Source organism: Rhizobium sp. 11_C7_N12_5 (genome assembly GCF_051811145.1).
Taxonomy (GTDB): domain Bacteria; phylum Pseudomonadota; class Alphaproteobacteria; order Rhizobiales; family Rhizobiaceae; genus Rhizobium; species Rhizobium lusitanum.
Genome location: NZ_JBPWPY010000001.1, coordinates 2,547,001 through 2,564,768, shown reverse-complemented (window position 1 = coordinate 2,564,768; position 17,768 = coordinate 2,547,001). Strand labels below are relative to the sequence as shown.

19 protein-coding genes are annotated in these 17,768 nt (G+C 60.0%); 15 read left to right on the top strand and 4 right to left on the bottom strand.

What is annotated here, in order from left to right:
• Window positions 1–2: 2 nt before the first annotated feature.
• A complete protein-coding gene (locus tag AB8B29_RS12665; protein WP_037196599.1) occupies window positions 3–821 on the bottom strand; it encodes an SDR family NAD(P)-dependent oxidoreductase in 819 nt (272 codons plus the stop codon).
• 102 nt (window positions 822–923) lie between these two features.
• Between AB8B29_RS12665 and AB8B29_RS12660 the strand changes: the two genes are divergently transcribed.
• From AB8B29_RS12660 to AB8B29_RS12620, 9 genes are all read left to right on the top strand, one after another.
• Window positions 924–1,775, top strand: coding sequence for a helix-turn-helix transcriptional regulator (locus tag AB8B29_RS12660; RefSeq protein WP_037196478.1), 852 nt, complete (start codon window positions 924–926; stop codon window positions 1,773–1,775).
• 440 nt (window positions 1,776–2,215) lie between these two features.
• Window positions 2,216–4,825, top strand: a complete 2,610-nt coding sequence (gene mprF / locus AB8B29_RS12655) for a bifunctional lysylphosphatidylglycerol flippase/synthetase MprF (RefSeq protein WP_037196479.1) — start codon at window positions 2,216–2,218, stop codon at window positions 4,823–4,825.
• Window positions 4,822–6,219, top strand: a complete 1,398-nt coding sequence (locus tag AB8B29_RS12650; RefSeq protein WP_037196481.1) for a virulence factor — start codon at window positions 4,822–4,824, stop codon at window positions 6,217–6,219. The genes mprF and AB8B29_RS12650 overlap by 4 nt, the downstream gene beginning before the upstream one ends.
• A gap of 241 nt (window positions 6,220–6,460) precedes the next feature.
• Window positions 6,461–7,138, top strand: coding sequence for an HAD family hydrolase (locus AB8B29_RS12645; RefSeq protein WP_037196484.1), 678 nt, complete (start codon window positions 6,461–6,463; stop codon window positions 7,136–7,138).
• A 103-nt stretch (window positions 7,139–7,241) separates the two neighbouring features.
• Entirely contained in the window at window positions 7,242–7,829 is a 588-nt protein-coding gene (locus tag AB8B29_RS12640) for a 5-formyltetrahydrofolate cyclo-ligase (protein ID WP_037196600.1), read from the top strand.
• 3 nt (window positions 7,830–7,832) lie between these two features.
• The gene (locus tag AB8B29_RS12635) at window positions 7,833–8,657 is read left to right on the top strand and encodes a TIGR00282 family metallophosphoesterase (protein ID WP_034503611.1); all 825 of its coding nucleotides are present in this window, start codon (window positions 7,833–7,835) and stop codon (window positions 8,655–8,657) included.
• A gap of 238 nt (window positions 8,658–8,895) precedes the next feature.
• Window positions 8,896–9,738, top strand: coding sequence for an MBL fold metallo-hydrolase (locus AB8B29_RS12630; protein ID WP_113118527.1), 843 nt, complete (start codon window positions 8,896–8,898; stop codon window positions 9,736–9,738).
• A gap of 85 nt (window positions 9,739–9,823) precedes the next feature.
• On the top strand, window positions 9,824–10,375 hold the full coding sequence (locus tag AB8B29_RS12625; protein WP_141694054.1) for a hypothetical protein: 552 nt from the start codon (window positions 9,824–9,826) through the stop codon (window positions 10,373–10,375).
• 113 nt (window positions 10,376–10,488) lie between these two features.
• On the top strand, window positions 10,489–11,235 hold the full coding sequence (locus tag AB8B29_RS12620) for a YebC/PmpR family DNA-binding transcriptional regulator (protein WP_037196489.1): 747 nt from the start codon (window positions 10,489–10,491) through the stop codon (window positions 11,233–11,235).
• A 125-nt stretch (window positions 11,236–11,360) separates the two neighbouring features.
• Here AB8B29_RS12620 and AB8B29_RS12615 read toward each other — a convergent pair whose 3' ends face one another.
• Both AB8B29_RS12615 and AB8B29_RS12610 read right to left on the bottom strand, forming a co-directional pair.
• Entirely contained in the window at window positions 11,361–12,164 is an 804-nt protein-coding gene (locus tag AB8B29_RS12615) for an anti-sigma factor family protein (RefSeq protein WP_047555372.1), read from the bottom strand.
• Window positions 12,161–12,895: a sigma-70 family RNA polymerase sigma factor gene (locus AB8B29_RS12610; RefSeq protein WP_081938724.1), complete on the bottom strand. Its 735-nt coding sequence runs from the start codon at window positions 12,893–12,895 to the stop codon at window positions 12,161–12,163. Before AB8B29_RS12610 ends, AB8B29_RS12615 begins: the two co-directional genes overlap by 4 nt.
• Before the next feature lie 387 nt (window positions 12,896–13,282).
• On the opposite strand from AB8B29_RS12610, the gene AB8B29_RS12605 reads away from it, so the two are divergent.
• The 3 genes from AB8B29_RS12605 to AB8B29_RS12595 all read left to right on the top strand — a co-directional run bounded on the left by AB8B29_RS12605 (window position 13,283) and on the right by AB8B29_RS12595 (window position 15,281).
• On the top strand, window positions 13,283–14,257 hold the full coding sequence (locus AB8B29_RS12605; protein WP_037196491.1) for an MBL fold metallo-hydrolase: 975 nt from the start codon (window positions 13,283–13,285) through the stop codon (window positions 14,255–14,257).
• Window positions 14,258–14,279: 22 nt separating this feature from the next.
• On the top strand, window positions 14,280–14,741 hold the full coding sequence (locus AB8B29_RS12600) for a tetratricopeptide repeat protein (protein ID WP_037196492.1): 462 nt from the start codon (window positions 14,280–14,282) through the stop codon (window positions 14,739–14,741).
• 102 nt (window positions 14,742–14,843) lie between these two features.
• On the top strand, window positions 14,844–15,281 hold the full coding sequence (locus AB8B29_RS12595) for a DoxX family protein (RefSeq protein WP_037196493.1): 438 nt from the start codon (window positions 14,844–14,846) through the stop codon (window positions 15,279–15,281).
• Window positions 15,282–15,346: 65 nt separating this feature from the next.
• Here AB8B29_RS12595 and AB8B29_RS12590 read toward each other — a convergent pair whose 3' ends face one another.
• Window positions 15,347–16,345: an LLM class flavin-dependent oxidoreductase gene (locus AB8B29_RS12590; RefSeq protein WP_037196494.1), complete on the bottom strand. Its 999-nt coding sequence runs from the start codon at window positions 16,343–16,345 to the stop codon at window positions 15,347–15,349.
• A gap of 194 nt (window positions 16,346–16,539) precedes the next feature.
• On the opposite strand from AB8B29_RS12590, the gene ruvC reads away from it, so the two are divergent.
• From ruvC to AB8B29_RS12575, 3 genes are read left to right on the top strand one after another with little or no spacing between them, the layout of a single operon-like run.
• Window positions 16,540–17,052 (top strand): crossover junction endodeoxyribonuclease RuvC, encoded by a 513-nt coding sequence (gene ruvC / locus AB8B29_RS12585; protein WP_034503625.1) that lies wholly within the window; start codon window positions 16,540–16,542, stop codon window positions 17,050–17,052.
• Window positions 17,053–17,107: 55 nt separating this feature from the next.
• On the top strand, window positions 17,108–17,371 hold the full coding sequence (locus AB8B29_RS12580; protein ID WP_037196495.1) for an AbrB/MazE/SpoVT family DNA-binding domain-containing protein: 264 nt from the start codon (window positions 17,108–17,110) through the stop codon (window positions 17,369–17,371).
• A complete protein-coding gene (locus tag AB8B29_RS12575; protein ID WP_037196497.1) occupies window positions 17,349–17,768 on the top strand; it encodes a type II toxin-antitoxin system VapC family toxin in 420 nt (139 codons plus the stop codon). Before AB8B29_RS12580 ends, AB8B29_RS12575 begins: the two co-directional genes overlap by 23 nt.

Here is a 17,768-nt window from a genome sequence, read left to right as displayed (position 1 = left end):
GGTCAGGCGAGGCCGGTAATATCCCGGCTGAGGGTGCGCAGGCGCGCGCGGGCGCTTGCATCATAGGCTTGGGCATTGGCGCGGGAGGGCCGTCGCCCATCGTAATAGAGACCGGAGGAGCCTTCGGTGTCGGAACCGGCAACGAGATTGAGAATGGCGTCTGCACCTTGATCGACGGTGCTGATCGGCGCTGCGCCGGCCTGTCGCACCATGGTGGTATCCATATAGGTTGCCGGGTGCAGGCAATTGGCGGTAACGCCCGAGCCGGCCAGTTCCTCGGCAAGGTCGAGGGTGAACATGACCTGCGCCAATTTGCTCTGGCAATAGGCACGCGCGCCGCTGTAGTCGCGGGTCAGCATGACGTCACGGAAGTCTATCGGTTGCTGTCCTGCGGAGGATACATTGACGATGCGTGCATGGCCGCTTGCCTTCAACAGCGGCAACAAGCGGCGTGTCAGCAGGAAGCCGGCGAGATAGTTCACCGCAAAGCGCAGTTCATGCCCGTCACGGCTGAGCTCGCGTTTTGCGTTACCGCCGCCGGTGCCGATGCCGGCATTGTTGATCAGAACGTCGAGCCGAGTGTGGTCGCGTTCGATCGCATCCGCCAGGCTGCGCACATCATCCAGCGACGAAAGGTCGGCCGGGTAGAAGGCCGCCTTGCCGCCCGCATCGCGAATGGTGGACAGCAGATGCTCTGCGCGCGGCTTGTCGCGGCCGTGCACCAGCACCATCGCCCCCGTCAGGGCTAGCCGTTCTGCGACCCGCCTGCCGACGCCATCAGTCGAGCCGGTGATCAGTATCGTCTTGTCGCTCATGTCCATCGCCGGCGCCTCCATTTCGTTTCCGCGACGATATTTGACAGCTTGAGAAGGCGATAAACAGTTGCGGCTTTATCCTAGTATCGATCCTGCTATGATGCATGGATGAACATCCATCAGAACGAGGCGGTCCTCACCGCCAGACGCCGCGAATTCGGTGCTTTCCTGCGCTCGCGCCGGGAGAAGCTGACGCCGGCCGGCGTCGGGCTGCCGGGCGGGTTCCGCCGGCGGACGCCGGGGCTCAGGCGGGAGGAGGTGGCGCTTCTCGCCGGCGTCGGGGCCACCTGGTACACCTGGCTGGAGCAGGGGCGGGACGTACGCGCATCGGCTGAAGTACTGTCGGCGCTCGCCGACGCTTTGAGGCTTGATGCTGCCGAGCGGCGGCATCTCTTTGCCCTGAGCGATCGACCGCCGACAGAGACGATATCGCAGGGACCGGAACAAGTTCCCGAATCTTTGCGGCGGATGCTGTCAAGCCTGAGCGGCCAGCCGGCCTATATCCTCGGCCGACGCTGGGACGTGCTGGCCTGGAATTCGGCTGCTGTGGCACTTTTCGGGGATTATGGCCTGTTGCAGGGCGATGCCCGTAATACAATACATCGCGTATTCACCGATCCCACGCATCGGCAGCTTCTGGTCGATTGGGAGAGCGTTGCGGCGACCTCTCTGGCGATGTTCCGTGCCGATAGCGCCCGCTATGCCGGCGATCCTGATTTCGAGCGGCTGGTAACGACCTTGATGCGAGATAGCCCGGAGTTTCGCGCCTGGTGGCCCAGGCAGGAGGTGCAGCGGCCGCTGGCCGGCCACAAGCGCTTGTGCCACCCGCACGGGGGCATGATGACGTTTGAATATACCGCGCTTGCCGTTATCGATCGAACGGATATGAAGCTGGTCGTCTACACACCCCTTGAGGGCGGGACCGACGAGAAGCTGAAGGAGCTGCTGCGGCTGAACTAGAAGGCCTGATCCCGCATTTATCTCGGCTGGCTGCGTCGCTCGGCAGCGCTGCATATGATCAGCCTGAAACGCTCAAGCAAACTTGCGTTGCGGGCGCGAGTGAGGGTGGGACGATATGTTCGTTCGAAAGGCGCGTGGGGAGAGGTGACCTTGTTATAATTTCCTGATAGGGAGCTGCGCCTAAGGTGGGATGCAACGATCACTTTTGTGTGTGGATAAGCTAAAATTCGGGATGAATGACAAATTCCTTTAAATAATGGCCGATCCAGCGCTGGTGGAATGGGGCCTGCGCCAAAATTGCCTAAATTCAGAATGATGGGAGCTCGCGTGACAACGGGCCTGTCGAAAGAAGTGTAGACGGCAATACGAAGATGCATCGTCGCTGTTACTGAATATCCGAGCAATCGGGCCGGGCGAAAGTCAAGATAAACAGGTAGAACATGTCGACGCCGATCGATTTGGAAAAAGCCGATGAAGAATTGGAAGAGCGTGGCGGTATCAGCGGCTTTCTGAACCGCTACCGCACGCTGATCGTCGCCGTTCTGACCGTCGCCGTCTTCTGTATTGCCGCCTATGCAATCTTCGATCTCACCAATGAAGTGCGCTACGACGACGTCGTGCATGCCCTGACGACGACGAAGATTTCCTCCATCCTGCTCGCCCTGCTGTTTACGGGGCTGAGCTTCGTCTCCCTGATCTATTACGACCAGAACGCGCTGGAATATATCGGCAAGCGGCTGCCATTTCCGCATGTGGCGCTGACCTCTTTCAGCGCCTACGCGGTCGGCAATACCGCTGGCTTCGGCGCGCTCAGCGCCGGCGCGATCCGCTACCGCGCCTATACGCGGCTCGGCCTGTCGCCTGACGATATCACCCGCGTCATCGCTTTCGTAACACTTGCCTTCGGCCTCGGCCTTGCCGCCGTCGGCGCCATCGCATTGTTGGTCATCGCCGACGAGATCGGACCGCTGATCAATGTCGACGGCCTGTGGCTTCGTCTGATTGCCGTCGCCATTCTTGCGGCACTTGCCTTCGTCGTCTTTATCGGCCGCAACGGCCGGGAAGTGCGCATTGGGCCGATCGCCGTTCGTCTGCCGGATTCGCGCACCTGGTCGCGGCAATTCCTGGTGACCGCATTCGATATCGCGGCATCGGCCTCTGTGCTCTACGTGTTGTTGCCTGAAACGGCGATCGCCTGGCCGGCCTTTCTGGCCATCTATGCCATCGCTGTCGGTCTCGGCGTGCTGAGTCACGTTCCAGCCGGCTTCGGCGTTTTCGAGACGATCATCATCGCCTGGCTCGGGAGCTCGGTGAATGAGGACGCCGTTCTGAGTTCGCTGGTTCTCTATCGCGTCATCTACAACGTCATTCCGCTCGTCATCGCGATCGCGGCGATCTCGGTGGCGGAATTGCGCCGTTTCGTCGATCATCCGGTTGCCTCCAGCATGCGCCGTGTCGGTGGCAGGCTGATGCCACAGCTGCTGTCGGCTTTCGGGCTGCTGCTCGGCATGATGCTGGTATTTTCGAGCGTGACACCAACGCCCGACCAGAACCTGATCGTCCTTTCCGACTATGTGCCCCTGCCGCTCGTCGAAAGCGCGCATTTCCTTTCCAGCATTCTGGGCGTGGCCATGATCGTTGCCGCGCGCGGTCTCAGCCAGCGTCTCGACGGTGCCTGGTGGGTGTCGATCTTCTCGGCGGTGTTTGCACTGCTGCTATCGCTCTTGAAGGCCATTGCCATCGTCGAGGCCGGGTTGCTGGCGTTTCTCGTCTTCAGCCTCGTCGTCAGCCGCCGGTTGTTCACCCGCCCGGCATCTCTGCTGAGCCAAGCGCTCACGGCCGGATGGTTGACGGCCATTGCCGTCATCTGCATCGGCGCCGTCGTCATCCTGTTCTTCGTCTACCGCGATGTCGGCTACAGCAATCAGCTCTGGTGGCAATTTGAATTCGCAGACGAGGCCCCGCGCGGCCTTCGCGCCGTGCTCGGCATTTCCATTGTTTCATCGGCGATCGCGATCTTCAGCCTGTTGCGTCCGGCGACGAAGCGGCTGGAACCGGTTACGGACCATGCGGTCGAACGGGCCGTCGAAATCGTCCGGAAACAGGGGGTCGCCGACGCCAATCTGGTGCGCATGGGCGATAAGAGCATCATGTTCTCCGAAAAGGGCGATGCCTTCATCATGTATGGCAAGCAGGGCCGTTCGTGGATCGCGCTGTTCGATCCCGTCGGCCCACGTCAGGCACTCCCCGATCTCATCTGGCGATTTGTCGAGGCTGCCCGTGCCGCCGGTTGCCGCTCGGTCTTCTATCAGATCTCGCCAGCGCTGTTGTCCTATTGCGCGGATGCCGGCCTGCGTGCCTTCAAGCTTGGCGAACTGGCGGTGGTTCAGCTCGCAAATTTCGAGCTGAAGGGCGGCAAATGGGCCAATCTTCGGCAAACAGCGAGCAGAGCAGTGCGTGACGGACTAGAATTTGCCGTTATCGACCCTCAACATGTGCCCGAAATCATGGATCAGCTTGAGCATGTTTCGGATACGTGGCTCGCAGATCACAATGCCAAGGAAAAGGGTTTTTCGCTGGGCGCTTTCGATCCGGACTACGTGAGCTCGCAGCCGGTCGGCGTGTTGAAAAAGGATGGTAAGATCGTCGCTTTTGCGAATATTCTGATGACGGAAACCAAGGAGGAGGGGTCCGTCGATCTGATGCGTTTTTCGCCCGATGCTCCGAAGGGATCGATGGATTTTCTGTTCGTGAAGATCCTCGAATACCTCAAGGAGCAGGGGTTTTATCGATTCAATCTGGGCATGGCGCCGCTTTCGGGCATGTCGAGACGGGAGTCGGCGCCGGTTTGGGACAGGGTCGGAGGGACCGTGTTCGAGCACGGCGAACGTTTCTACAATTTCAAAGGGCTTCGTGCCTTCAAATCCAAATTCCATCCCGAATGGCAGCCCCGCTATCTGGCTGTTTCGGGAGGTGTGAGTCCCATGATCGCGTTGATGGATGCCACATTCCTCATCGGGGGCGGACTAAAGGGGGTCGTGAGGAAATGATCTTGAAATACGCAATATCATTGGTTTTCACATGCATGCTGACGATGGGTCTGCTTGCTTCAGGCTCGGCGCGGGCCGACGAAGACGATACCAAATACGATCTGGGCATGATTTCGCCGCCGCATATCCTGCGCCCGCAAGGCAAGGTGACGAGCGAGGTTGTTCTAATCTCCGACGTTGCAGGCTGGGGCGACAAGGAGAAGGCGGTTGCCGACAAGCTCGTCGCCAGTGGCTCGCTGGTCATCGGCATCGATTATCCGTCCTTCCTGGCTTCGCTGAACAAATATGACGTCAGCCAGAACGATGGCTGCATCTACATGGTCTCGGATCTGGAATCACTGAGCCAGCAGGTGCAGCGTTCCTTTGCCGACAGCACCTATCAGCTGCCGATCATCGCCGGCGTCGGCGCAGGCGGCGCCATGGCACTGACGATAGCCGCGCAGACCCCGGATGCCACGGTTGCCGGAACGGTTGCCGTGGATCCGACATCCGGCATCGGGCTGAAGCAAGAGCTTTGCACGCCGGCCGAGAAGAAGACCGATGGCGACATGGTGTCCTTCGGCCTGCAGGAAGGTGCTTTGCCGAACCCGATTCTCGTGACCTTCACGCCGAATGCTCCGAAGGATGGACGCGATCACGTCGAGGAGATCCAGAAGGATCATCCCGAGGTCCAGACCACGGATTCCGGGATCGACGATACCTATGCGACGCTCGAGGCTTCGCTGGCGGACCTGATGAAGTCGATCGACAGCGCGAAATCGCCGCTCGGCCTGCCCGTTGATGTCATGGAAACCACGCCGACGGAGGACACGCTTGCGATCGTCTATTCCGGCGACGGCGGCTGGCGCGACATCGACAAGGAAGTCGGCAGCTATCTGCAGGATCAGGGCATTCCGGTCGTGGGTGTGGACTCGCTGCACTATTTCTGGTCGGAGCGGGATCCGCAACAGACTGCCAACGATCTCGCGCGCATGATCCAGTTCTATACCAAGCGCTTCAAGGTCAAGCATGTCGTGCTGATCGGCTATTCGTTCGGTGCCGATGTGCTGCCGGCGAGCTACAACCGCCTGCAGCAGCCAGACAAGGACAAGATCGTGCAGATGTCCCTGTTGTCGCTGTCGAAGAAGGTCGATTACGTGATTTCGGTCATGGGCTGGCTCGGTGCTTCGAGCGAGGGCAAGGGTGGCGATCCCATCAATGACCTCAAGTCGATCAATCCGAAGATGGTGCAATGCGTCTACGGCAAGGACGACGACGAGGATGTCGGATGCCCGCTGCTGAAGGGCACCGGCGCCGAAGTCATTGCCATGAATGGCGGTCACCATTTCGATGACGACTACGAGGCGCTGGCGAACCATATCATCAATGGTCTGAAGAGCCGCCTCGGCGAATAACTGATCGAGGCGTGCGGCTGATCTCTTCAGTCGCACGCTTCCGTTTCGCCATCTGCCGATGGTGATGCAAGCGCTTTCTTCCGATGTCGCATCGGTTGAAACGAATGAACGGGCTTTTCCTGCGCCCGTTGCTCAGCAATCATTTGCTTCTTGCCGCGGCTGTCGTTAGGCGGATGAAGCACATATTGCGAGTGGCGCGGCTGCGCCGGCCGCTCGTTTTCACGTCCAGAAAGGGCCTGCCTTGTCCGCTGCATCCTCTTCCGCCTTCACCAAAGCCTATTCCGGCTTCCTGTTCGACATGGATGGCACGATCATCAATTCGATCGCAGCCGCCGAACGCGTCTGGGGCAATTGGGCTCGCAGCAAGGGTCTGGACGTTGAAAAGTTCATGCCGACCATGCATGGCAAACGCGGTGTCGATACGATCGGCCAGTTGAACCTGCCCGGCGTCGATCCGGTTGCCGAGTCGGCTGGCATCGTGGAGGCGGAGATTGCCGACGTCGAGGGCGTGGTCGCACTGCCGGGAGCCATCGATTTCCTCGCGTCCCTGCCGCCGGAGCGGTGGGCGATCGTGACCTCTTCCCCGTACCGCCTGGCGATGGCCCGACTTGACGCTGCCGGCATCCCGGTGCCGCGCTTCATCGTGACCGCCGAGGACGTCAAGGTCGGCAAGCCGGACCCGCAGTGCTACATTCTCGGGGCGGAACGTCTTGGCCTGCGCACTTCCGATTGCCTAGTGTTCGAGGATGTGATGGCCGGCATCAAGGCAGGCGAAGCCGCCGGCGCCGATGTGATGGTGATCACCGCCACGCATTCCCATCCGGTGGAAACCGGCCACTCGACGCTGCTGAACTATGAAAATGTCCGCGCGCATCCGGATGGCGACGGAAAGATGTCCGTCGTGCGCACGAGTGGTTGATTGCGGCTCGCCTCATACCATCGCCAGATGTCGTTTTCGCGCATTGCATTAGGCCGCCGGCTCATTATGTTTTCGTGATATCATGGAAAATCGCGAAGATCCGATGACCCCCAAAGAGCTGAAAGCCCAATATCGCAACGAGCGTCTGGCGGCGCGTGACGCCATTCCAGCCGATGAACGCATCGAGATGGGACTGGCCATGGCTGCCCATGGCGGCGATGCCATCGATGTCGCGCCGGGAGCGATCGTTTCCGGTTTTCTGCCGATCCGGTCCGAGGTGGATATAAGGCCGTTAATGGCGCGACTCAGGGAGCGCGGTGCGCGGCTTTGCGTGCCCGCGATCCTCAACCGGAGCACCATCGTCTTTCGCGAGCTCGTGCCGGGTGCAGCGCTCATTGCGACCGGGTTCGGCACCTCCGGGCCGGGGCCTGATGCGGCAGTGCTCGATCCCGATATCATGCTGGTGCCGCTCTCGGCATTCGACAGTACCGGCCATCGTATCGGCTACGGAGCCGGCCATTACGACCGCGCCATCACCCGTCTGCATCAAAAAGGCTTGAATCCGAGGCTCATCGGCATTGCATTCGATTGCCAAGAAGTGCCATCAGTACCGGCTGAGCCGCATGATGTCCGTCTTGACGCGATTTTGACCGAGAGCGGACTCAATTTCGTTTCGGAAGCGATTGGATAGCGAATGCGGCTGCTTTTTCTGGGTGACATGGTCGGCAAGACCGGACGAACTGCGGTATGGGACCGCCTTCCGGGGCTCGTGTCCGATCTGAAGCTCGATTTCGTCATCGTCAATGGCGAGAATGCTGCCGGCGGGTTCGGCATCACCGAGGACATCTTCCTCGAAACAATCAATGCCGGCGCCGATGTGGTGACGACGGGCAACCATGTCTGGGATCAGAAGGAGGCTGTCGTTTTCTGCGAGCGCCACGATCAGTTCCTGCGTCCCGCCAACTATCCGGCCGGCACGCCCGGCCGCGGCTCCGGTATCTACTATGCGCGCAATGGCGCCCGCGTGCTCGTTGCCAATATCATGGGCCGCGTCTTCATGCATCCGGAGCTCGACGATCCCTTTAAATCGGCAGAGGTCATCCTCGATGCCTGCCCGCTGAAGGAGCAGGCGGACGCCATCATCTTCGACTTTCATGCGGAGGCGACCAGCGAGAAGCAATGCTTCGGCCATTTCGTTGACGGCCGCGCCAGCTTCGTGGTTGGCACGCATACACATGTGCCGACCGCCGATGCGCAGATCCTGAACGGTGGCACGGCCTACATGTCGGATGCCGGCATGTGCGGCGATTATGATTCCTCGCTCGGCATGGAAAAGGAAGAGCCGCTCAACCGCTTCATCTCGAAGATGCCGAAGGGACGGTTCGAAGCGGCTTCCGGGCCTGCCACCATCTGCGGCGTCGGCGTCGAGATTTCCGACGCGACGGGATTGGCTGAGAAGATCGCGCCGCTGCGGCTCGGCCCGCGGCTTGCGGAGACCATTCCGGATTTCTGGCGCTGATCGCTGCACTAGAGCCAGATGATTTTAGGTCAGGTCGACCTAAAATCTGAATCCGCTCTAGAATCAAAGAAGTAGAGCGTGATGTCATCCGAAAACCGCATACACTTTTCGGCATCACGCTCTATAATTCATCGTCGGCATATGATGACGCGATTGTGAGCAATCGTGCCTGAATGTTGCTGGACCTGTTTCGGGTCGTGCCGCATCCTTCGGCTACTATCTGGCTTGAGGGGATGGCATGTTACAGCGATTTCCTGTCCTTGCCGCGTTTTTCCTATCGTTGGTTTTCTGCTGGAGCACGGCAAATGCTCAGCAAAAACCTTCGCGCCCGCAGCCCAGTCAGTGCCAGGCGATCGCGCAATCCTTGCCCAAGGCGACATTCGCCAGCTTTTCTCCTCCCGGTCCGACGCTCGCCGACGATCCTGTGAATGGCGATGTGAAGATTACCTTCCTCGGCCACGCCACGCTTTTCATCGAGACGCCCGGCGGCGTTTCCATCGCCACGGATTATAGCGGCGCTTATCCGCCGCCCTATACGCCTGAGGTCGTCACGATGAACAAGGCGCATCCGAGCCACTACACGCTGACGCCGGACTCGACGATCAAATATGTGCTGCATGGCTGGAGCGACACGCCTGGCGAACCGGCAAAGATCCACCTGACCGTCGGTGACACGCTGATCCGCAACGTGGTGACCGATATCCGCTCCTGGGGCGGCGGCATCGAGCCCAACGGCAATTCGATCTTCATCTTCGAGGTCGCCGGTCTCTGCATCGGCCATCTGGGGCATCTGCATTTCGAGCTTACCGACCAGCAATATGCCGAGATCGGCCGGCTCGATGTCGTGATGGTGCCGGTCGACGGCGGCTTGACCATGGGGGCTGACAGCATGAGCCGGGTGGTGAAAAGGCTGCGTTCGTCGCTGATCCTGCCCATGCATCGCTGGGGTCCACCGGTCGATCAGTTCCTGGCCCTGTTCGGTCCCGACTTCGACGTCGCCTACGCGCCGACCCCGAGCGTCACGGTGTCGGTGAAGACCTTGCCGCGCAAGCCGCTGATCTATGTGCTCAAGGGGCTGTGACGATTTTCGTTGGGATATGTATCCTACTCACCTATGCAACTTCCGCTGGCCGTGATTGATTGCGCCATACCATTGGGGGAAGCGCATGAATCGGGTTCTTTTGACTACAATAATAGCTGCAGCGCTATCGGGCTGCGTCTCATCAAACCCGGTCAACACGACGCCCGATGGCTATCGCCTCCAAAAATTCAGTCAGGGAACTGTTTCTGTCGGCAAAAGCGCAAATCTGTTAGCCGCTGGCAGTTGGAGCGTGTCATGCCCAACCGATGCAATGACTGACAAACGCAATTGCAGCATTACGTCCCTGTCGGGGGCTTTGTTCATCGACTACGGAAGTTCACCAACACCGCAACGCGTCTGCCTCTTGTCGCATGATGCGCCGGGCATGACTGCCTTGATCAGAGTTGATAGCCATCCGGCGGTTGCTACGGATGCACAGGGCTGCGTTCCGGCAAGCCGGATCATTCACCAGATGAGAAGCGGTAGCACTTTCCTAGCGCGCGTTGGCGCCATCAATGACTGGTCGCCCGATCTGCGACCCGTAATCAAGGACGAACGCGCGTCGCTCGAGGGATTGAACAAGGCCATGGAAACCGTTGCGGATATTCGGGCAGGCAAGCTTGCCGTCAAACCGTAGGAATAGTGGCGGAAGGCCTCGACCGACGCCATTATCCGGCTTTTTGCTTGAATGAAGGCCGCTTCGCTCTTATAAGGCGGCCATTCCCAACAAAAGACGTGAACAGGGGTGCCATGGCTGGCCATTCACAGTTTAAAAACATCATGCACCGCAAGGGTCGTCAGGATTCGGTGCGTTCGAAAATGTTCTCGAAGCTGGCGCGTGAAATCACCGTCGCCGCCAAGGCGGGTCTGCCTGACCCGACCATGAACGCAAGTCTGCGCCTCGCGATCCAGAACGCCAAGGCCCAGTCGATGCCCAAGGATAATATCGACCGCGCCATCAAGAAGGCGGCCGGCAATGACGGCGAAAACTACGATGCAGTCCGCTACGAGGGCTACGGCCCCGGCGGCACGGCGATCATCGTCGAAGCGCTGACAGACAACCGCAACCGCACGGCTTCCAACGTCCGCTCGATCTTCACCAAGGCAGGCGGCGCGCTCGGTGAAACCGGCTCGGTCTCCTTCTCCTTCGACCATGTCGGCGAGATCACCTACAAGCCGACAGTCGGCGACGCCGACAAGGTGATGGAAGCAGCGATCGAAGCCGGCGCCGATGACGTCGAGAGCGACGAAGAGGGCCACACCATCATCTGCGGCTTCGAAGCGATGAACGAAGTCGCCAAGGCGCTCGAAGCGACGCTCGGCGAGGCCGAAACGGTCAAGGCGATCTGGCGCGCGCAGAACAATGTGCCGGTCGATGAAGAAAAGGCTCAGTCGCTGATGAAGCTTATCGACAGCCTCGAAGACGACGACGACGTACAGAACGTCTATTCGAACTTCGAGGTTTCCGAGGAAGTGATGGCGAAGCTCTCGGCCTGATACGGATAAACTGCTTGCAAAAAGCCGGCCGCAGCCCATGCGGCTGGCTTTTTTGCGCCTTAGAGCATTTCCAGGAAAAATGCGAAGCGGTTTTCCGTCTGGAATGCGTAAAGAAACAAAACGCTCTAGGGTGTGGTGGCGCGCGAGAAATCATCACGAAAGGCAGAAAGGTCGGTGGCGCTGACATCGGATACTGCCCAGAAGACCAGCCCGTCCGCATACCATTCGGCGAAATTGTAGCCCTCCTTCTCGGCGCTGCTGCGAGTGGTGGCCGTGCCGGGCCAGATGAAGAGATTGATGATATGGCCGTGCCGGTGGTAGATCAGCGCCGCCACGACCCGACCGTTCAGATAGTCCACGCGGCCGCCGACAAGGGGAAAACCCTGTGCCGCCAGATCGACCACCGGTGGAGAAAAATCGATCTTGCCGCTGAACCACGGCTTGACGGTATGCTGATCCGAGGTCAGCACGTCGGTCAGGTGATCGGCGAGCATCGAGCGCACGTGGCTCGCAAGAAGCTGATCTTCGATCGTTTGGCTCTGCTGCGGCATGTTCAAAACCAGCATGAGGCTGGCTGCCAGGGCTGCGAGCGATGGTATAAAGCTCCATTGCCGGACAAACCGCCAGAAGCTACGCCATGGGTTCTCCGTTTGGATCGTTGCCGCCACGGCGCGTGCCATCATGACCTGTTCCAGCGCCAACGCGGCCTGGACGCGTGCATGGACGGCGTCCGGTGCCTGCCATTTCACTCCTTCGCGGCCGGCAAGGCGTTTTACCATAAGAGCCTCTTCCATCTCGTGGGCACATTCTCGGCAGGTCGCAAGATGCGTCTCGAAACTTGCGGTGTGGGCCGGATCGAGTTCGCCATCAATGAAGCCATGCAGTAGGTCGCTCCATTCGCCGTGATCACTGTGTTCCCCGTTGCTCACCGCGCCGCCCCTTTCGCGTCGAGGCTGCGCCAGGCTTCGCCGAAATCGCGGCGAGCGCGGGCAAGGCGCGACATGACTGTGCCGATCGGCGCATCGATGATTTCGGCGATCTCCTTATAGGAAAGATCTTCGAGCTCACGCAGGACGAGGACTTCGCGCATGGCATCGGGCAGCATGTTGATGACCTGGCGCACCCGCAGCGTTTCCGCCTTGCGGATTAACGCCGCCTCAGGGGTGTCTTCCTCGGAGGCCGGGTCGGACGACGGCGGATCCTCCGGTGAGTCATTGCCATCGGTCATCGGCTGTTCGTAACGGGTCTTGCGTCGCCCTTCCTGCAGCCAAGCGTGATAGCAGTTGCGGACGATGGTGAATGTCCAGGCCCGGGCATCGCCATTGCGAAAGCCGCCAAAGCCGCGATAGGCGCGCAGGAATGCCTCCTGCACGATATCCTGGGCGGCATCGGCATCCCTGCTCAAGAAGCGCGCGAAATTATAGGCGGCATCCAGATGCGGAACGATCGTGCGCTGGAAGCGGCGCATGGTTTCGTCCGACGATGAGATTGTATGCAGGCGCGGTTCGTCATTTGCTGCTGTCTCGGCCACCATCATGAGGCTGGAGTAGCTAGCCTCCTTCGTTCCGTGCGCCTTCGGTCCGGCAAACGGGCCAACCAACCGGATGAGAAGCCGCTTCAGGCTGCGCATCACGCTTGCTTGCGGGCGACTCCAGTTCATCGCGTGAAACCGGCGGTCGAATGAAATCGCGCTTATAATCTGGGCGTCTGTCATCATGGTCCCCGCGAAACGCCGATGTTGACTGTAAGCCTCGGGTCCGGCGCTTGCAATCTTGCCTAAAGACGTAGATCGCACTTGCTCGGGTTTTATTCCCGATCGGATGCGAAAAAGTCGAAGACATGCACTCGGGCGCTCTGCACCCAGCGGATTGCGATCCGGGCTTTCGGCATCCAGCCAAAATAGCCTATTAAATTCAATTATTTGAATGAATCTTCCGTGCTGCAGGGAATAAGTGCCCGCAGTCGCTGATCTTCTTCCTCAGCGGGGGCGGCAATCTGCAGCGCCCTCCGCCTGGCCCCAAAGCCATAACCTTGAGGAGATATCGCGATGTTTGACATGACCCGCCGTGCCGTGCTCGGGACGGCCGCCGCTGCGGCAGCCTTCGGACTGTCGTCGAAGCTCGAATTCATTCCGCAAGCCTTTGCCGCGACCCCACTGGAGCCGACGACGGGCTTCTACAAATACAAGGTCGGCTCGATCGACGTCACGGCCGTCTATGACGGCATCTGGCGCAAGCCGCACGATCCGGCCTTCATCAAGAACGCCTCCGTCGATGACACCAAGGAGGCGCTTTCCAAGGCCGGCCTGACGACGGAGTTCATGCCCATTCCGTTGACCGTCGTCGTCCTCGATATCGGTGGCCGAAAGATCATGATGGATGCCGGGTCGGGCGTCGGGCAGTGGCAGACCAATGCCACGCATCTTCCGGCCAACATGGCCGCCGCCGGCATCGACTACAAGAAAATCGACACGATCATGATCTCGCATTTCCATCCGGACCATGTCTGGGGCCTGATGGAAAAAGGAACGAATGCGCCGGTGTTCGCCAATGCCGAGCTTGTGGTCAATGCCACCGAGTACAACTGGTGGACCGATCCAGGCCGCGTCGACAAGCTGGCGGAGGGGCGCAAGGAAGCGGGCAGGCGCATCGCTTCCGTCTTTCCGACGTGGAAGAACTGGCGGCTGGTCGATGATGGCGCCGAGGTCGCGCCGGGCGTGCGCATCATGGCCGCGCCTGGTCACACCCCCGGTCACTCGGTCTTCCTCGTCGATGGCGGCAACGAGCAGCTGATGGTCTCGGCCGACATCATGTACGTGCCGGCGCTGCTCGCCCCCCATCCCGAATGGCAGGGAGCCTACGACCAGGACGGCCCGATGGCCGTCGGTACCCGCCGCAAGCTGATCGACCGCGTTATTGCCGACAAGATCAGGATTTGCGGCTCGCATTTTCCGTTCCCCGGCTCCGGTACCTTCGTAAAGGACGGCAACGCTTACGGATTCACCCCCACCATCCAGGCCTGAGCGGCCAAGAAGGAGCAAGACCATGTTGAAACATGCCATTCTCGGAATTGCCGGCCTGTGCGCCGTGATCGTCATTCCCGCCGCAACGGCCGGCGTCGCCTTCGCCGTCGACAATATGGAGGCCACCGACGCGCCGGATCTGACGTCGGTGCGCGCCAAGATCGATGCGAAGAATTATGCCGGCGCGCTTGCCGAGCTTCGCGATATCGCCGAGGAGCATCAGCAGGCCGATGTCTACAATCTGATGGGCTTTACCCTGCGCAAGACCGGGGACTATCGAACGTCGCTGACCTACTACACCAAGGCGTTGGAATTGCAGCCGGATCACAAGGGCGCGCATGAATATCTCGGCGAACTCTATGTCGAAACCGGCGACATGCCCAAGGCTCGCGAACAGCTTGCCACACTCACCAAACTTTGCCCCGGCGGCTGCGAGGAGCTGGATGATCTGACCAAGGCGATCGCCGCGAAGGCAAGCAACTAGAACTCGGCCCCAACTGACCCGGCGGCATTTCCATTCGACCAAGTCGTGGAGATGCCGCCGAGAGCGGAAACCGCCCGGATGTTGCTGTGAAGGAGGAAATCCATGGAATACGAAGAGGAGAGTGCCGCTCTCGTCAATATGGCGGACATGGCACTGCTGTTCGGCCGCATGCTGCTGTCGTTACTCTTTCTGGAAGAGGGTATCGAACTCGCCAGCCATTTCGATAATGCATTGGAAGCCATGGCAAAGCTCGGCGTCGCCGCACCTATCGCGACTGCAACCATCGCCGTGCAGCTTGCTGCAGGCCTTGCCATTGCGCTCGGGTTCACGACCCGATTGGCGGCATTCGGTCTCGGCCTGTTCTGCTTGCTGACAGCGCTGTTGTTTCACACGAACTTCGCCAGTCACAATGAACTCTTGCACTTCGAAAAGGACCTGGCGATCTCGGGTGGAATGTTCGTGCTGATCGTCGCCGGCGCCGGCAAGCTGTCGTTGGATATGTTGATCAGACGCCACTGGAAGACGAGGCTCGTATCCTGACCTCGTCGATCGCGTGGTGAGCCGCTCACAGAAGATCGGCTCACCGGATAGTTCGCATTCGAAAGTCAGGACACCTTCTTGAAGCTCGGAAGCGTAGCGAACAGCTCAACCGATCTCAATCGCGCCTCGATATCGTGGATCGGCATCGAAATGATGACCTCGTCAGCCTCGGTATCCCTAATGAATTGCCGGAGTTTCGCCTCGGCGGTCGCCGGGGAACCGACCACGGCATAGCGCAGCGTGTTTTCCACATTCAGCTTTTCCATCGGTGTCCAGAAATCGTCCATGTCCTTGCGCGGGCGAGGGAAGGGGCCGCGCACATTGCGGCGCAGGTTGACGAATTGCTGCTGTGCAGAGGTGAAATGGTATTGCGCCTCCTCATCCGTATCTGCCGTCGAGCCCATGACGCCGACCATGACATAGGGCTTGTCGAGCGTTGCCGATGGCGTGAAACGCTCCCGGTAGATGGCGACCGCGTCAAGCAGGGCTTCCGGCGCGAAATGCGAGGCGAAGGCATAGGGAAGGCCGAGCATGGCGGCGAGATGGGCGCTGTAGAGACTGGAGCCGAGCAGCCAGATCGGCACGTTGGCGCCATGGCCGGGAACGGCGAGAATGATCTGGTTCTCGTCGGCCGGGCTGAACAGATGCTGCAGCTCGACGATATCGTTGGGGAAGCTTTGCGCGCCGGCATCGATGTTGCGGCGTAGGGCCTGCGCCGTGCGCATGTCGGTGCCCGGCGCCCGGCCGAGGCCGAGATCGACACGGCCGGGAAACAGGGCTTCCAGCGTGCCGAATTGCTCGGCGATGACAAGCGGGGAATGGTTCGGCAGCATGACGCCGCCCGAACCGATGCGGATGCGCGAGGTTGCCGCGCCGACATGGCCGATAACGACAGCCGTCGCGGCACTGGCGACGCCCGGCATGCCGTGGTGCTCGGCCAGCCAGAACCTGTTGTAACCGAGCTCCTCCGCCTTCTGCGCCATTCGCTTCGAACCGTCGAAGGACTGGCGGATGGTGCTGCCTTCGGCAACGGGCGAAAGATCGAGGATTGAAAAGGGAACCATGGCAAGAAACCTGCGTGGTGAAAGGGAGGATGTGTTTCCACCATGTAGGAGCGCCGGGGCCTCATTCCAAACCCTGCCGCCACGATTTCGTCACGATGCTTTCAGCGTGGCGGGAACCGCCGGCAATCTGTGGCTTGTTTTTGTTTTGTTCACATTTTGCTGGCACATCTTCGGCCTGAAAGATAGGTTGACCCATGCAAAACACGATTCGCATCATCGGTATCGATCCGGGCCTGCGCCGCACCGGCTGGGGGGTTATCGATATACTTGGCAATTCTCTGCGTTTCGTAGCATCGGGAACGGTGACCTCGGACGGCGATATGGATCTCGCCTCTCGCCTTTGCCAGCTTCACGACGGGCTTGCGGAGATCGTTCATAGTTACAAGCCGGATGAAGCTGCCGTCGAGCAGACCTTCGTCAACAAGGATGCGGTGGCGACGCTGAAGCTCGGGCAGGCGCGCGGCGTCGTCATGCTGGTGCCGGCGCGCGCGGGTTTGCCGGTATCCGAATATGCGCCGAATGCTGTCAAGAAAGCCGTCATCGGCGTGGGGCATGGCGAGAAGCAGCAGATCCATATGATGCTGAAGATCCTGATGCCCAAGGTCGAGTTCAAGGGCAATGACGCGGCCGACGCACTCGCTATTGCCATTTGCCACGCCCACAATCGCGGCACCAACCGGCTGCGGCAGGCGGCATTGGCAGGGTAGTTTGTTCTTGACCTGTTCCGGGTTGGCCGCTAAGTATTACTGAAGAGGTATTACCATGCGTGTGACGGAAAAGGGTCAGGTGACCATCCCGAAGGAAATTCGAGACAGGCTCGGCATCGGCCCGGGCTCGGAGGTTGATTTTATCGCCTCGGGCAGCGGCGCGATGCTCGTCAAGATCGCCGAGGCATCGGATCCGGCTATTCGCGATTTCGACGACTGGCTGGGGCGCGTCGGGGGTACGATGGACCTTGGCGGCATGACAACCGACGAATTTATGGAGTTTCTGAGAGGTCCGCGTGACGACGTCGACCCTCGTTGATACCAACATCTTCATCGATATCCTCGGTCCGGCATCGGCCCAGCGGCAATGGTCGGCAAAGTTGCTGAAACAATGTATCGGAGAGGGTGATCTCGTTATCAGCCCGGTGGTCTGGTCGGAACTCGCTGCTTCGCCTTTGAGCGAGGAGGACTTGACGGTCGCCTTGTCCTGGCTCGACATGAAGCGCGAAGCCATACCCTTCGAGGCTGCGTTTCGAGCCGGCAAGGCGCATCGTCTCTATCGGCTCGCCGGTGGCCAAAGGGAGAGAACCCTTCCGGACTTTCTCATCGGTGCCCATGCCGAGTGGCGAAGACACAGGCTGCTGACACGGGATGCCTCGCGCTACCGTTCCCACTTTCCTTCGCTCGACCTCATCTCCCCTGAAACCCATCCCTGA

Bases quoted from the DNA above. Each gene is read 5' to 3' on its own strand.
- AB8B29_RS12665 (WP_037196599.1), bottom strand. From the start codon at position 821: ATGGACATGAGCGACAAGACGATACTGATCACCGGCTCGACTGATGGC.
- AB8B29_RS12660 (WP_037196478.1), top strand. From the start codon at position 924: ATGAACATCCATCAGAACGAGGCGGTCCTCACCGCCAGACGCCGCGAA.
- mprF (WP_037196479.1), top strand. From the start codon at position 2,216: ATGTCGACGCCGATCGATTTGGAAAAAGCCGATGAAGAATTGGAAGAG.
- AB8B29_RS12650 (WP_037196481.1), top strand. From the start codon at position 4,822: ATGATCTTGAAATACGCAATATCATTGGTTTTCACATGCATGCTGACG.
- AB8B29_RS12640 (WP_037196600.1), top strand. From the start codon at position 7,242: ATGACCCCCAAAGAGCTGAAAGCCCAATATCGCAACGAGCGTCTGGCG.
- AB8B29_RS12635 (WP_034503611.1), top strand. From the start codon at position 7,833: ATGCGGCTGCTTTTTCTGGGTGACATGGTCGGCAAGACCGGACGAACT.
- AB8B29_RS12630 (WP_113118527.1), top strand. From the start codon at position 8,896: ATGTTACAGCGATTTCCTGTCCTTGCCGCGTTTTTCCTATCGTTGGTT.
- AB8B29_RS12625 (WP_141694054.1), top strand. From the start codon at position 9,824: ATGAATCGGGTTCTTTTGACTACAATAATAGCTGCAGCGCTATCGGGC.
- AB8B29_RS12620 (WP_037196489.1), top strand. From the start codon at position 10,489: ATGGCTGGCCATTCACAGTTTAAAAACATCATGCACCGCAAGGGTCGT.
- AB8B29_RS12610 (WP_081938724.1), bottom strand. From the start codon at position 12,895: ATGAACTGGAGTCGCCCGCAAGCAAGCGTGATGCGCAGCCTGAAGCGG.
- AB8B29_RS12605 (WP_037196491.1), top strand. From the start codon at position 13,283: ATGTTTGACATGACCCGCCGTGCCGTGCTCGGGACGGCCGCCGCTGCG.
- AB8B29_RS12600 (WP_037196492.1), top strand. From the start codon at position 14,280: ATGTTGAAACATGCCATTCTCGGAATTGCCGGCCTGTGCGCCGTGATC.
- AB8B29_RS12595 (WP_037196493.1), top strand. From the start codon at position 14,844: ATGGAATACGAAGAGGAGAGTGCCGCTCTCGTCAATATGGCGGACATG.
- AB8B29_RS12590 (WP_037196494.1), bottom strand. From the start codon at position 16,345: ATGGTTCCCTTTTCAATCCTCGATCTTTCGCCCGTTGCCGAAGGCAGC.
- ruvC (WP_034503625.1), top strand. From the start codon at position 16,540: ATGCAAAACACGATTCGCATCATCGGTATCGATCCGGGCCTGCGCCGC.
- AB8B29_RS12580 (WP_037196495.1), top strand. From the start codon at position 17,108: ATGCGTGTGACGGAAAAGGGTCAGGTGACCATCCCGAAGGAAATTCGA.